The organism is Actinomadura syzygii, from assembly GCF_008085905.1.
GTDB classification, from domain to species: Bacteria; Actinomycetota; Actinomycetes; order Streptosporangiales; family Streptosporangiaceae; genus Spirillospora; species Spirillospora syzygii.
The window spans coordinates 344,841-358,381 of record NZ_VSFF01000004.1 but is presented as its reverse complement, the minus strand read 5'-3'; the positions used below and the strand labels follow the sequence as shown (position 1 = coordinate 358,381).

Genomic DNA, 13,541 nt, shown 5'->3' with positions numbered 1-13,541 from the left:
CGAACGAGGCTGGGCGCGGCCGGTCCGGTCGCGCCCGGCCGGGACCGCCCCCCGCCGACACGAGGAACACGAAGGGAACGCCATGAAACGTCGCGCATTCCTCGCGAGCGGCGGGGCCGGTGCGATCGCCGTCTCCACCGGGGGAGCCGCCCTGGCGGACGACGCCGGCATCCGGGTGCGGGAGGTGGGCAGCTTTCACATCGGCGGAAGCCCGATCACCCTGAGCGGCGCCGAGCCCAGGGAGGCTTACGTCGCCGAAGGGCAGCCACCGGCCCGCGTGGACCCCAATGGGGACTTCGAGACCGGTCAGGTCTATGTCCAATATGTGCGTCTGGTGCGCCCGCGCAGTCGGCTGCCGCTTCTTATGTGGCACGGCGGCGGCCTGACCGGCGCCTGTTTCGAGAGCACGCCGGACGGTCGGGCGGGGTGGCAGCAGCGTTTCCTCGCCAGCGGCCTCGACGTCTATCTGGCCGACGGATTCGGCGGTGGGCGCGCCTCGTGGCAGCGCTATCCAGAGATCTCCCTGGCGGAGCCGCTGTTCCGGACCAAGCGGGAACTCTGGGAGCTGTTCCGCGTCGGGCCCGCCGGGTCGTACGCCACCGACGCGGCCAGGCGCAGGCCATACGCCGACACGCGGTTCCCCGTCGCCTCCTTCGAGGCACTCGTCAGGCAGACGGTGCCGCGCTTCCGCACCTACGACAGGTCCACGCAGGCCGGCTACGACGCACTGGTCGTCAAGGTCGGGCCGAGCGTGATCCTCACCCACAGCGCCGCCGGCCCGCTCGGCTTCGCCGCGACCATCGCCGCGCCCGACCACGTCCGCGCCCATGTCGCCATCGAGCCGTCGGGCGCCCCCGACCCGTCGACGGTCGACCTCGACCGGCTCCGCCGGATCCCGCACCTCATCATCTGGGGAGACCATCTCGATGCGGACGACTCATGGGGCGACCTGTACGCCTCCACCCGGCGCTTCCACGACGCACTCCGCAAGGCGGGTGGACGATCGACCTGGATCGACCTGCCGACCATGGGCCATCGCGGCAACTCCCACATGATCATGATGGACGCGAACTCCCATCAGGTGGCGCACCTGATCGACTCCTGGCTGAAGAAGAACGCGAGGTAACGCCCTCGGTCGTCGTTGAATGAGGGGCCGAGAAGACGTGGATGTGTACGAAGCGGTGGACAGCCGCCGGGCCGTGCGGGCGTTCGGCGACAAGCCGGTGCCCAAGGAGACACTCGAACGCGTGCTGACCGCAGCGGCCAGGGCCCCTTCCAGCGGAAACCTCCAGCCTTGGCATGCATACGTCGTAACCGGCGCCCCCTTGGCCGAGTTGAAGAGGCGTGCGACGGCGAGGGCACTGGCCGGGGATCCGGGCGATGAACGGGAGTATGCGATGTACCCGGCCGAATTGACCTCGCCGTATCTGGACCGCTTTTCCGCCGCGGCTGCCCAGCGTTACAAAGCGCTGGGGATCGATCGTGACGACCCCGACAGGCCCATGAAGATCGCCGCCTTGAACTCAGAGGCATTCGGAGCGCCGGTCGTACTGTTCTGCTACATCGACCGGACGATGGGGCCCGGACAGTGGGCGGACGCGGGGATGTACCTGCAGACCGTCATGCTGCTGCTGAGGGCGGAAGGCCTGCACAGTTGCCCCCAAGTGATGTGGACGATGTACCGCAAGACCGTCAGCCACATGGTCGGAGCCGATGACCGGCACCTGCTGCTCTGCGGCGTCTCGGTGGGATTCGAGAAAGAAGGTGTGCCACCGCTGCGCACCGGGCGGGCGGACATGCCAGAGACCACGACCTTCATCGGAGTCTGACCACACGCGGACAAGACCCATTGTTGAGCACGCTGTCGCCGTGCCGCGCCGATGCGGGCCGGGCAGACCGTGGCCGCGTCGGCTCGCCGCCGGATGCTGAGATGGAACGGTCCCTGTCAAAACCCGATGTTAAATCTAATAATAGATCATCGGGTTGAAATTCGCCGATTGACAAAGCTTGAACGCCTGGCTACCTTCTCGGTAAAGATCTTGATTTGCATACCATTGACGGGCATCTGGAGAGCAACATGTTCTTACTGTCGAAGAGCGTCCAATTTTGTGAAGGGGAATCGCATGCATAAGGAGATCGCACTTTCCGCCGCCGTGGCCGCCGCCGCGCTCGCCCTGGCCGCCGCGCCGGCCGTCGCGTCCGCCCCGGTCAATGGTAGGTCCGGCTTCCCGCCCGACATGGGAATCGAGATCGTGGCCTGGAACGGCTCCGGATGTCCCAAGGGCACCGCAGCAGGCCAACTGTCGGGCGACAGAGAAGCCTTCACGATCACATACAGCGAGTACAGGGCTCAGACGAGCGGTGACTCCAAGCCCACGGACATGCGGAAGAACTGCCAGCTCGGCCTGAAGGTGTACGTCCCGCAGGGCTTCACCTACGCCGTCAGGCAGGTGGATTACCGCGGCTCCGCCTACCTGGAGAAGGGCGCCTCGCTCGTCCAGAAGGGCGGCTTTTACTTCGAGGGCAGTACGGATGGCGGCGCCGTAACGCACACTTGGCCAGGTGATTTCGACGACAACTGGCAGCTCACCCAAACGATCCCCGTGGACCAGCTCGTGTGGAGGAAGTGCGGCGAGCAGCCGAACCTCAACATCAACACCGAGCTGCGCGTGGTCAAGGGCACCTCGGATTCGAGGAAGGTCAGCTGGGCCTCCATGGACTCGTCTGACGGCAGCATCAAGCAGACCTACCACCTTTCCTGGAAGGCCTGCCCCTGACCGGACCGCTGTAACCCCTCGCCATATCCCTTGGTGGACACGATCGTCCTATGCCAATCCTCTGAGGGGACAGCATGCGGAAAAGAACGATTCCTTTCCTGGCACTGGCCGCCGCGGGCCTGATTCTGGCGAGCTCCACCGGAGCGGACGCGAGCGCCTCGATCTTCCGGGTGGTGCCCAGCGTTGACACCGCCACGGCGCCGGTCTCCAACGACCTCCTGTCCTCGACGGCGAGCATTACGCCGCGGGACGGGTGGGCGGTCGGTTTCGTCTCGAAGCCCGACACCACCGAGCACACCTTGGCGGAGCACTGGAACGGAACGCGCTGGTCGGCGACGCCATCCCCGGACGGCACGTCGGGAAGCCAGCTCGCCGCCGTCGCGGCCGTGTCGTCGAAGGACGTCTGGGCGGTCGGCCTCCAGAACTCCAACCTGTCCATCGAGAAGAACGCCACACTGATCGAGCACTGGAACGGCACCGCCTGGTCGATCGTGCCGAGCCCGAACGCGGGCACGCAGGGCGACCGGCTGACCGGCGTCGCCGCGGTGTCGGCCAATGACGTGTGGGCGACCGGCTATTTCTCGACCCCTACCGAGATCCTTCCGCTGTTCGAGCATTGGAACGGCAAGACGTGGAGCGTCGTTTCGGTGCCGAACGTACCGAACGGAGTGAACTTCGTGAGGGCGATCTCGGCGGTGTCCACGAACGACGTATGGGCCGTCGGCTCCGACGTCGACTCACACAGCGGCAACACCGACGAACTGATCCTGCACTGGAACGGCACCCAGTGGTCCGTCCTGCCGACCCTGCCCATCGGGCAGACCTCTCTGGAAGCGGTGCACGCCGTGTCCTCCAAGGACGTCTGGGCCGTGGGCACGTCACTCGGCGACAACGGTGGAGAATCGCGCAATCTCGCATTGCACTGGAACGGTACGGCGTGGAGCAAGGTGCCGGTGCCGAACGTCGGCAACAGCGTCAATCCCAATTTCCTCAGTGGCGTCACCGCGCTGTCTTCGCGTGACGTGTGGGCAGTGGGCGCGGCCACCGGTGGTGCCGACGGCGTCAACCGGTCGCTGATCGAGCACTGGAACGGCAGCGCCTGGAGCATCGTGCCCAGCCCGAGCAACCCGAACGGGTCGAACTCCACCACCCTGGCCGGGGTCGCTGCGGTCGCACCCGGCAACGTCACGGCGGTCGGCACCTGGAACAGCGCGCAACAGGGCAATCCCGGCCTGCGCACCCTCGTCGTCACAACGTCGCGCGGCTAAGGGATCCGCACCACGACAAGTGATCGTGCCACTCCGGAAGCCGTACTCTGCCCACAGGGCTCACCCTGCCTGCAACGAACCCGAAAGGGGACGGCGGAGTCCGGAGAACAACGACTCCCGGAGTGGTACTGATCGCGTCGGTGTCCGGTTACTCGGGGTGGGCGTCCAGTTGGGCTCTGAGTTCGTTGAGGCGGGCGGCGATCGCGGGGGCGGCCTCCCGGAGCGCGGTCAGCGGTTGCCTGGTCTGCAGGGACTGGGACCACAGGACGGCGCGGCCCTGTTCGAGAAGCTCCAGCGCGCGCTCGGGACGGTCGGCGTCGAGCGCGGTGGCGCACGCGTCGCCCGCCAGCCAGGGAAACCGGGCCAGGACGCTCTCCTGCCCGTGCCGGGTCATGCCGCGCCAGGCGACGAGGTCGAGGAGGGAGATGGCGGTCTCGTAGGCTTCCAAAGCGTGTTCGGCAGCGTTCCCGGTCAGTTCGGCCCATTGGACGGCCGCGCGCAGCTTGGTCAGCGGGGCGTCCGCCGAATGGGTGGCGGCCTCGCGGAGGTGCTCGGCGGCCTCCGCGCGATCGGATTCGAGCCCGGTGCGGTTGAAACGGACCGTCACGGCGTTTCCGAGGTTGAAGAGCATCGTCGCGCCCCGGTCGACCTCCGCCCCGCGCCGGAGCAGGGAGATCGACTCGTCGAGCGACGGCGCGTCCCCGTCCCGCTCGAACCGCCGCCGGACGGCCCCGGCGAGGTTCGACAGGACGACCGGATGGTCCGGGAGCAGCGCGAACGCCTCGCGGCAGAGGGCGATCGCCTCGTCGAGGTCGGCGGCGTCCCCACGCGCCTCGAAGCGTTCGCGCAGGGCGCTGCCGAGGTGGGTCAGGTTCGCGGCCCGATCGCCGTCGGAGTCCCATTCCAGGACGGCGCGGTAGGCCGCGATCGCCTCGTCGACATCGGCGGGATCACCGGTGACGGAGAAGCGGCGCAGCAGGACCTGCCCGCGGCTGGTGAGGGCGGACGCGGAGGGTCCGGCGGACGGGGGAGCACCGGCGGGTGGCACGTGGGCGAGCGCCTCGTCGAGGTCGGCGACGTCCCCGCGCGCGTCGAAGCGCAGGCAGAGCGCCAAGGCGAGGGTGCTCGAACAGGAGTTGTCGGGGGCCTGCGCGAGAGCGGTGTGGAGCCGGTCCACCGCCTCGTCCAGCAGCGCCGGGTCGAAACCCGCCTGGTACCTGGTGAGCAGGAGCTGGGCGAAACCGCTCGCGGCGTCCGGCAGGGGCAGCGACGCCCAGTCGCCGTACTCGTGCGCCGCAAGGAGAAAGGCCGCCCTCAGTCTGCGCGTCTCGTGCTCCGCATCGTCGTCCAGGACCTCCTGCTGGGCGACGCGGGACAGTTCGGCGAGAAGGTCCAGCGCGGAGGAGTCCGGGCCCTCGACGTCCGCGACGCCCGCGATGCCCGCGGCGGCGAGCGCGAGCGCCGTGTAGACGTCGTCCGCCGACCCGGCCGCCTGGTAGCGGCGCAGGTAGAGGTAGCCGAGATTCCTTGAGTACAGGGGCCGCTCGAAATGGTCCGGCGGGACGGCGTCGAGCGCCGCCCGCCGGGCCGCGATCGCGCCGTCCAGGTCCGGCAGGTCGCCGTGCCGCTCGAAGCGGGTGAAAAGGATCTCCGCCAGTGTCTCCTGGATCCGGGCGCCGAACTCCCTCTCCGTGTTGACCGAACCCGCGGCGGACCTCGCGATGCCGACCGCCTCGTCCAGCGCGGCCGGATCTCCGGTGCGCTGATGGCGCAGGTACAGGCTCTGCGCGAGGTTGGCCAGCCGCATCGGGCGCCACCGCGAGCCGTCCCCGCCCCGCACCGACCGGCGGCCGTGGTCGATCGCCTCGTCGAGGATCGTCTCGTCCCCGTACAGCCGGGACCGGGCGCGCAGGTGGAGGCCGAGGTTGGCGAGGTACCCCGACCGCTCGTCCGTCCCCTCCGGCTCGACGGCGACGGCCTCGCGCAGCGCGTCGATCGCCGCCGCCAGGTCTCGCGGGTCGCCGTGGCGCTGGTAGCGCACGTTCAGCGCACCGGCGTACATGTTGAGCCGGTTCGCCCGTGCGTCGTGCCCGTCCGGGGTGCGCGCCACCGCGAGTCTCGCCTGCTCCAGCGCCTCGTCGAGGACGCCGGGGTCGTTGGTGCGGTGATAGTGCTGCTGCAGGGCGCCCGACAGCGCCGACAGCGCGTTCCCGAGGTCGTAGTGATCGGGCGGCAGCGAGTCGGTGACATGCCGGAGCAGTGCGATCCCGAGGTCCACCGCGGCGGCGTCACCCGACTCCCGCGCCCACTCCAGGGTGTCGATGGCCCGGTTCGTCAGCGGGGCCAGCGTCCCGGCGTGGTGGTCGGACGCCTTCCGGAGGAGCCGGTCCGCGGCCTGCATGACCAGCTCGCGCGCGCTGAGCAGCGACCGGCGACCGGGGTGGCCGTCCGGAAGGGCGTCGATCCCCGTCGCGAGGATCTCGGCGGCCGCGCCGAGGTCTGCCGTCGATCCCGTGTGCTCCGCGCGCACCGCGAGGACGTGCGCGGCCAGCGCCCGGTAGGACGACCACTCCCAGTGGGCGGGCGGTGTCGCGTCCACCGCGCGGCGGCCGAAACCGATGGCCTGATCGAGGTCGGCCGGGTCGCGTCCGGCGCGGAACCGCATGAGCAGCAGGTTCGCGAGGTTGTAAAGGTGGCCGCCCACCTCGGGATGCTCCGGCGCCAGGCGGACGGCCTCCTCTGCGAGCCCGATGGCGGCGGACAGCTCGGCGCCCTCGCCGTTTTGCCGGTACCGGCGCTGGTGGATCGTCGCGGTGTTCGCCAGGAGGCCCGCCAGGGTGTCGGCGTCGTCGGCGGCGAGCTCCCGCGCACGGGCCGCGAGGTCCAGAGCAGTGTCGAGGTCGGACGGGTCGCGGGAGACGTCGAAGCGCCTGCCGAGGGCGCCCACCAGGGTGCCGAGCGGCCCGGCCAGCCACGGTTCGTCCGGGCCGGACACCGCCTCCAGTTGGACGGCCACCGACTCGTCGAGGTCGGCGGCCGCCCCGCAGACCTCGTGCCGGCGGCACAGGGCCACTCCGAGGAGCGCGCGTGCCCGCGCCTCGGGATGCTGGTCGAGCGCGGTGCGCGCGAGCTGGACCAACTCGTCGAGGACGCCGGGGTCCGTCTGCCCGAGCAGGTCCCAGCCGAGGTCGAGGAACCATCCGAGCGGCGCCTGGATCCGGGTGGTGATCAGCGTTCTGATCTCGGCCGGCACCCGGTCCGGCGCGACGCGGTACACCGACGCGAACAGCTCCACCGACCGGTGCGTCTCGTCCGGGTCGCCGACGAACTGGCCGCGGTACCAGTGGAGGGCGGCGAGAACGACGGCGGCGTCGCCGTCGTGGACGGGATCCGCGACCCGCGCCAGCGCGGCCATCTCCGCCGCCGCCCCGGGCTCCAGCGCCGCCGCACGGCTCTCGTCCTGCTCGATCCGGCGGACCCGCTCCCACAGCGCGGCGATCAGCTCATCCCGCCCCGGCATCGCGACCTCCTCGACGCTCCGGCCCCCCGCGGCGGCGCACCGGCACGCGCACCGCTTCTCCTAAGCGCGCCGCTTTTCCCGAGCGCACTGGTTCTCCTAAGCGCACCGGTCGACCGGGAGCATCGCCGTCACCCCGTTCAGGTCGACGGTCCGCCTGCCGGTGTCGGTCTGCAGGACGAGCTTCCCGCCGCCGGTCTCCCGCACCGACCCGCACACCGCCTCCCCCTGGATGATCACTTTCAGCACGGGCTTGGCGCGTCCCGGCCCGTACCAGGTGGTCGCCACCCCGCCCACCAGGAGCGCGGTGCAGGCCAGGGTGGCGGCGATGCCCATCCGCAGGGCCCGCGTGGTCGCCGCGGCCTCGCGGCGGTCGGCGATCGGGCCCGGCGGCAGCTTCGCGAGCGCCCGTACCGCCGGCCTGCCGTGCGCGGCCCTGAGCAACAGCAGCGCCCCGGACGTCCCGGCGATGAGCGCGAGCAGCAGCACGACCCCGACGGTCGCGGCCCAGCGCTCGTCCAGCTGCCCGACGTCGGTCCTGCCCTTGACGAGCCCGAAGCCGAGCAGCCCGGCGAGCAGCGCCCCGAGGCCGTTCCGCCAGGCCAGGGCGGCCGCGCGGACGCGGGGAAGCTCGTCGCGCAGCAGCTGCTCCCGCTGCTGCGCGCGGCGCAGATCGGCCGGGGACGCGGTGCCCGGCTCGGTCATGACGGGCTCGCGGGGACGGCGAACAACCAGTAGGCGCCACAGCCCACCCGCCCGTCCGGCCTGCCGGGATGGGCCTCGGTGCAGGTGCAGATGACGGGCTCCACGGGCTCCGGAGCGGGCGGCGGCGCGGGCGAACCGCGGCGCCACCCGAGCAGGCCGCGGGAGAACACCTCGTCGACCAGCGCGACCTCGATCACGCTCGCGCAGCGCGGGCAGGGGCCGCGCAGCAGCAGGCCGTCCGGATAGGTCTCCACGGCGAACGTCCGCGCGGCGGCCCCCGCGAATTCCGGGTCGGTGGTCTCCTCGTACGGGATCTCTGTCATGTCGCCTTTCGGTCAGGGCCCGAAGTGAGCGAACGGCGTCCACGCGCTCGGCCGTGGGTCCCGCTCCCTGAGACGCCTGACGGCCCGGTCCAGCGCCGTCGCGGCCGTTTCCGGACGGAATCGGCCCGACGCGAGCAGTTCCGTGTAGACATCGGCGGCGATGCGGGCCGCCACGGTGTCGTACACGGACCACAGCGTCGCGAGGACGTGGCGGTAACCGGAGTAGCGCAGCGCCGCGGCCAGGCTCATCGCCTCGTTCGGCAACGCCACCCCTCCCGTCGCGGTCTTGCACGCGGACAGGAACGCGAACTCGCCGTCCCTGCTCCCGGAGCCCAGCTCCGCCACGGTGATGCGCCCGTCGTGGACGATCAGGCCGCCGGAGGCGGGCGCGCCGAGATCCTGGTCGCCGTGGCAGCTGAAGTGCACCCACCGGTGGCGGTTCAGCTCGCGCAGGACCCGGGCGCGGGTGGCCTCGGCCCCCGCGAGGCAGGTGACCCGGTCCGCGGGGAACGAGCCCGTCAGCAGCTCGCGCTCGCCGTCCGCGTCGGGAAGCGGGGGCTGGCCCCCCGCCTCGGGGACCGAGACGAGCAGGAGCCGGTCGCCGCCGCCGGGACCGTGCCAGGTCTCCTCGTCCCGCGCGTCGTCCAGGAGCACCCGCAGCGTGGGGGTGTAGGACGACACCACGCGATCGAGCACCGTCGGCCCTCCCCGGTCGTGGTGACCCGCCGCGTGCAGCGGGAGCAGCGTCATCGGCCCGGTCGGGCACCACCACAGGCGTGGCCTGCCGCCTTCGTCCGAAATGGAACCGGTGAGCCCCAACGCCGTCAGGACGGGGTCGGCGAAGGCGTCCCAGAGCCAGCGCGCGGTCGAGTCGAGGACGTCCTCGGTTCGGGCGCGAGCGCCGGCGAGCTCCGTGCGGGCCTGGTGATGAGCCTGGAAGTCGGCCGGACCCCGGTCGCCGGCCGCGAACCTCCGCTTGGCGTGGAAGAAGTCCTCGTCGGCCTTCTGCATGGCCAGGACCGTCCGCACGTACCGGTTGGCCCGCTCGACGGTCTCCTCCGCGGTCAGCCCGGGAAGCCGGACGACCTCGACCCCGTCGGCGGTCACCACCAGCGCGTCGCACCGCCGGGTGCTGACCACGGGAACGACGATCGGCCCGCCGGACGCCGCCGGAAGCAACGTCTTCACCCGCGCGGGACGCAGGAAGTCGGCGAAACCCTCGACCGCGCGGGCCCGTTCCAGGGCCTCGTCCCATTGGCGTCCGAGCCGGAGCCTTTCCGCACGGACGCTCGACGCCTGCCCTGGGCCAGCCACCTCGGGACACCTGCTCTCGAACCGCCGCCGACGCCGCGCCGCGCGCCGCCTGACCGTCATCTCAGCCTATTTCGCGGAGCGGCCGATTCCGTCGAGCCTTTCCCCATGCAGCCAGGTCCGGCCACCGGCCACGCTCCACCGGCCTCGGAACACCGGCGATGCCGGAATCGCGCACGCCGAGCCGAAACTAGGGGGAGTGCGGGCCGCGGCGCCGCCGCGCGCAGGCGGCGTCCGGTGACAGTAACCTAACGTCATCGCCAGGGCGCGGTCGGTCGTCGCAACTCTTGCCTTCGGGTGAACATTTCGGAACATTTGAGACGTTCTCAAGATCAGAAATTAAAGGTCACGTCTGAATTAGGAGTTATCATCGCCCATTCCAGATTTTCGGGCCTGACGGTTTTACCTTCCTTGTAAGGAGTTTGACTGTTCGCGGTGGAGTGTGTAGCCTCCGATGAGGATTCTCGGGGGAAGTTCGGTGTGTCACACCACGGGCACACGGGGTCGCCCGAGTCTGCCACGGGGATGCACGGAAGGCAGTGAACGGCGTGATGCCGTAGGGGGCGAGCGGGGGCAATCCATCCAACCGGCGTTTCATCGGAGCCGGTGCGTGCCGCTGAACGAAAGCACGTCGACGCGATGCAACTGGTCCTTCCCGCCGAGGAAGAAGTCACACACCCCGCAGGACACCTGGGGAGTTTTTCGTGAGGTTCAACATTCTTGGATCCATGGAGATCGTCAGTGACGACGACCGCTCGATACCTGTGAAAGCGTCGAAAATGGCTCAGATCCTCGCGCTTCTGCTCGTGCGGAGGAACGAGGTGGTGAGCTCCGGAACGCTGATGGAGGAGCTGTGGTGCGAGAATCCACCGCGAAGCGCCTCCACGACACTGCAAACCTACGTCTACCACGCGCGGCGAATGTTCGCCCGCGAGGGAATCAGCGCCCGTGACGGGGCGGATCTCCTGATCACGCGGTCGCCCGGATATCTGCTCCGGCTCGACGATCGCGAAGTGGACGTGGGAGTCTTCGAACACCTGGTCATGTGCGGTTCGGCGTGCCTGGACCGCGGTGACCTGACGACCGGGCTGCTCAAATTGGAGGAAGCCCTCGCGACCTGGCGCGGGCCGGTCTTCGCCACGGTGCCGACCGGGCCGATCCTCGACGATTGCGTGGTGCACCTGGAAGAACTCAGGCTCCGCGCGATCGGTCTCAGAGTCGAAACGCTTCGGCAGCTCGGGCGACACCAGATCGTCGTTCCCGAACTGCGCTCTCTCGTGACGAGTTATCCGCTCAACGAGTTCCTGCATTACCAGCTCATCAACTCGCTCTTCCGCTCCGGGCGGCGAGCCGAGGCGCTGAAGGAATACCACTCGTTACGGCAAATGCTCGCCAACGAACTCGGAGTGACGCCGACCTCTGAGGTCGAGCGGCTGTTCCAGGAGATGCTCGGCAGCGACAGGATCCCCGCCGGAGTGGCGGCCTCGCCGGCGGATCTGCTGCGTTCCGCTCGTCCTGCGTAGGCATTCGAGAAGGTGGATAGCCCTCTTCTAGGGGGTTTCGAGAGCGCCTGGGCATCGTGACCCGAGGAGTTCGGACGATGGCCGGAATCACCGATCGCGCGGCGGCCCGCGCGCGTCCCGAGATTTCCGGCCATCGTCACCGATAAAGAGTGTCCCCGAGAGGAAGCTCAGGTGAAAACGACCGAACGTCAGAGAATCTGGACCGGTTTAGCTCTGGTGGGCGTGCTCAGCATCGCGATGATCGGCGCCGCCTCGGCGTCCGGCGGCTCGAATCGCCCGGCGCGGGAGCGGACGTTCTACGGTCCCGTGCAACGTCTCGGCAACGGGACCGTCCAGATGTACGCCGTCTACAAGGGAAAGTCTCCGCGGACGCTCGGCTACCGCCTGACGGCGAACGCGTTGAAGGGCCTGCCCACGAGCGGATCGGACGGAAAGCTCTGCTATCCCATCGAGCGCGATGGGAAGACGACCGTCGAGTGCGTGCAGGAGTACGGAAGCACGCTGGCCCTTCCTGAGCGCGCTACCAGGGACAAGGCGTTCCCGTTCACCTGGGCGCTGTTGACCTGGGACCCGAAGGGGCACGACCCGCCCGAGATCTACGGCGTGCCGCACTTCGACTTCCACTTCTACATGCAGAGCGAAGCCGAAGCGAACGCCATCGCCACCGGCCCCTGCCCGGGGCTGATGAACTGCGAAGACCTCAAGAGGGCCCGCATTCCTGTTCCGGACCAGTACAAGCCCGACGTCTACCACGACATGGGCGCCGTCGTGCCCGGCATGGGCAACCACCTGATGGACATGAACTCGCCGGAGTTCCACGGCAAGCCCTTCACCCAGACGTTCATGTACGGCGCCTTCGACGGGAAGATCACGTTCTACGAACCCATGATCACCAAGGCGTGGATCGAGGGGCTGGCCGCCGGTCGCAAGGGCTCCTGCACGGCGTTCCCCCAACCCCGGGCGTGGAAGAAGGCCGGTTGGTATCCGACCGCCTACTGCCTCGACTACCAGGCGAAGTCGAAGGTCTACACGATCAGCATCACCGATTTCGCCTACCGCAGGGCGTCCTGACAAAAGGTCCGCAACGCGCAAAAAACCCGCGGTCCAAACGGACCGCGGGTTTTTCATTCAACCGCGTTCATCGACTGCCGGCCCGCGGCGGCGGTGGTGCGTACCGATCACCTTGGACCTGGTCGGCCAGCCCGCCGAGCGCCGTCAGTTCCCGGTCGGTCAGGCGGATGTCGACCGCGGCCGCGTTCTCCTCCAGGTAGCGCACCCGCTTGGTCCCGGGAATCGGGACCACGTCGCCTCCCTGGGCGAGCACCCAGGCCAGGGCGATCTGCGACGGTGTGACGTCGCGAGCCTTCGCGACGCTGCCGACCTCCTCGGTCAGCGCGAGGTTGCGCGCGAGGTTGGGACCCTGCCAACGCGGGTTGTTCTGCCGGAAGTCGTCGGAGGCGAAGGCCGCCGTGCCCTGGTACGCGCCGGTCAGCAGGCCCCGGCCGAGCGGGCTGTAGGAGACGAGGCCGATGCCGAGCTCCCTGAGGACGGGCAGCACGTCCGCCTCGATCTCCCTGGTGAACAGCGAGTACTCGTACTGGCCCGCCGTGATCGGATGGACGGCGTGCGCCCGCCGCAGGGTCGGCCCGTCGGCCTCCGAGATGCCCAGGTGCCGCACCTTCCCGTCCGCCACCAGCTCGGCCAGAGCTCCCCAGGTCTCCTCGATGGGGACCGAGGGGTCGACGCGGTGCTGATAGTAGAGGTCGATGTGGTCGGTCCCGAGCCGGCGCAGCGACGCGTCGCACGCCGAGCGGACGTAGGCGGGATCTCCGCTGATGCCGCGCCAGCCCCCGTCGTCGGATCGCTGGACACCGAACTTGGTCGCGACGGTGACGGCCTCCCGCCTCCCTTTGACGGCCCGGCCCAGAAGTTCCTCATTCGTAAACGGACCGTACATATCAGAGGTGTCGAGGAATGTGATGCCCAGATCGAACGCCCTGTGAAGCGTCGCGATCGATTCGGCCTCATCGGCCGGGCCGTAGAACTCGCTCATTCCCATGCACCCGAGCCCGAGCGCTGAGGTGGAGAGGCCTTGGCCGAGGATACGTTGCCGCATA

The 13,541-nt window shown here is 69.5% G+C and carries 11 protein-coding genes; 6 read left to right on the top strand and 5 right to left on the bottom strand.

Annotated elements, in window-relative coordinates; genetic code table 11:
* Nucleotides 1–82 precede the first annotated feature (82 nt).
* From FXF65_RS11685 to FXF65_RS11670, 4 genes are all read left to right on the top strand, one after another.
* Complete coding sequence (locus tag FXF65_RS11685) at nucleotides 83–1,126, top strand: alpha/beta hydrolase (protein WP_222868508.1); 1,044 nt, start codon at nucleotides 83–85, stop codon at nucleotides 1,124–1,126.
* A gap of 37 nt (nucleotides 1,127–1,163) precedes the next feature.
* Nucleotides 1,164–1,829, top strand: coding sequence for a nitroreductase (locus tag FXF65_RS11680; protein ID WP_148349782.1), 666 nt, complete (start codon nucleotides 1,164–1,166; stop codon nucleotides 1,827–1,829).
* Between the two features lie 294 nt (nucleotides 1,830–2,123).
* Complete coding sequence (locus tag FXF65_RS11675) at nucleotides 2,124–2,777, top strand: DUF4360 domain-containing protein (protein ID WP_148349781.1); 654 nt, start codon at nucleotides 2,124–2,126, stop codon at nucleotides 2,775–2,777.
* A 74-nt stretch (nucleotides 2,778–2,851) separates the two neighbouring features.
* Nucleotides 2,852–4,045, top strand: coding sequence for a hypothetical protein (locus FXF65_RS11670; protein ID WP_148349780.1), 1,194 nt, complete (start codon nucleotides 2,852–2,854; stop codon nucleotides 4,043–4,045).
* Nucleotides 4,046–4,193: 148 nt separating this feature from the next.
* Here the strand turns inward: FXF65_RS11670 and FXF65_RS11665 are convergent, their stop codons facing one another.
* The 4 genes from FXF65_RS11665 to FXF65_RS11650 all read right to left on the bottom strand — a co-directional run bounded on the left by FXF65_RS11665 (nucleotide 4,194) and on the right by FXF65_RS11650 (nucleotide 9,904).
* Nucleotides 4,194–7,565, bottom strand: a complete 3,372-nt coding sequence (locus tag FXF65_RS11665) for a hypothetical protein (protein ID WP_148349779.1) — start codon at nucleotides 7,563–7,565, stop codon at nucleotides 4,194–4,196.
* 96 nt (nucleotides 7,566–7,661) lie between these two features.
* A complete protein-coding gene (locus tag FXF65_RS11660; protein ID WP_148349778.1) occupies nucleotides 7,662–8,267 on the bottom strand; it encodes a hypothetical protein in 606 nt (201 codons plus the stop codon).
* Nucleotides 8,264–8,590 carry a hypothetical protein gene (locus tag FXF65_RS11655; protein WP_148349777.1) on the bottom strand — a complete coding sequence of 109 codons (327 nt, stop codon included), beginning with the start codon at nucleotides 8,588–8,590 and terminating at the stop codon, nucleotides 8,264–8,266. The genes FXF65_RS11660 and FXF65_RS11655 overlap by 4 nt, the downstream gene beginning before the upstream one ends.
* A 12-nt stretch (nucleotides 8,591–8,602) precedes the next feature.
* Nucleotides 8,603–9,904: a CHAT domain-containing protein gene (locus tag FXF65_RS11650; protein WP_187412231.1), complete on the bottom strand. Its 1,302-nt coding sequence runs from the start codon at nucleotides 9,902–9,904 to the stop codon at nucleotides 8,603–8,605.
* 725 nt (nucleotides 9,905–10,629) lie between these two features.
* Between FXF65_RS11650 and FXF65_RS11645 the strand changes: the two genes are divergently transcribed.
* The gene (locus tag FXF65_RS11645; RefSeq protein ID WP_222868507.1) at nucleotides 10,630–11,424 is read left to right on the top strand and encodes an AfsR/SARP family transcriptional regulator; all 795 of its coding nucleotides are present in this window, start codon (nucleotides 10,630–10,632) and stop codon (nucleotides 11,422–11,424) included.
* 216 nt (nucleotides 11,425–11,640) lie between these two features.
* Nucleotides 11,641–12,495, top strand: coding sequence for a hypothetical protein (locus tag FXF65_RS11640; protein WP_148349775.1), 855 nt, complete (start codon nucleotides 11,641–11,643; stop codon nucleotides 12,493–12,495).
* A gap of 67 nt (nucleotides 12,496–12,562) precedes the next feature.
* On the opposite strand, the gene FXF65_RS11635 is transcribed toward FXF65_RS11640, so the two are convergent.
* A complete protein-coding gene (locus FXF65_RS11635) occupies nucleotides 12,563–13,540 on the bottom strand; it encodes an aldo/keto reductase (RefSeq protein ID WP_148349774.1) in 978 nt (325 codons plus the stop codon).
* Nucleotide 13,541 lies beyond the last annotated feature (1 nt).

What these genes read in the sequence shown, in the direction of transcription:
- FXF65_RS11655 (WP_148349777.1), bottom strand. Translation starts at nt 8,590, where the DNA reads ATGACAGAGATCCCGTACGAGGAGACCACCGACCCGGAATTCGCGGGG.
- FXF65_RS11685 (WP_222868508.1), top strand. Translation starts at nt 83, where the DNA reads ATGAAACGTCGCGCATTCCTCGCGAGCGGCGGGGCCGGTGCGATCGCC.
- FXF65_RS11635 (WP_148349774.1), bottom strand. Translation starts at nt 13,540, where the DNA reads ATGCGGCAACGTATCCTCGGCCAAGGCCTCTCCACCTCAGCGCTCGGG.
- FXF65_RS11665 (WP_148349779.1), bottom strand. Translation starts at nt 7,565, where the DNA reads ATGCCGGGGCGGGATGAGCTGATCGCCGCGCTGTGGGAGCGGGTCCGC.
- FXF65_RS11670 (WP_148349780.1), top strand. Translation starts at nt 2,852, where the DNA reads ATGCGGAAAAGAACGATTCCTTTCCTGGCACTGGCCGCCGCGGGCCTG.
- FXF65_RS11675 (WP_148349781.1), top strand. Translation starts at nt 2,124, where the DNA reads ATGCATAAGGAGATCGCACTTTCCGCCGCCGTGGCCGCCGCCGCGCTC.
- FXF65_RS11660 (WP_148349778.1), bottom strand. Translation starts at nt 8,267, where the DNA reads ATGACCGAGCCGGGCACCGCGTCCCCGGCCGATCTGCGCCGCGCGCAG.
- FXF65_RS11645 (WP_222868507.1), top strand. Translation starts at nt 10,630, where the DNA reads ATGGAGATCGTCAGTGACGACGACCGCTCGATACCTGTGAAAGCGTCG.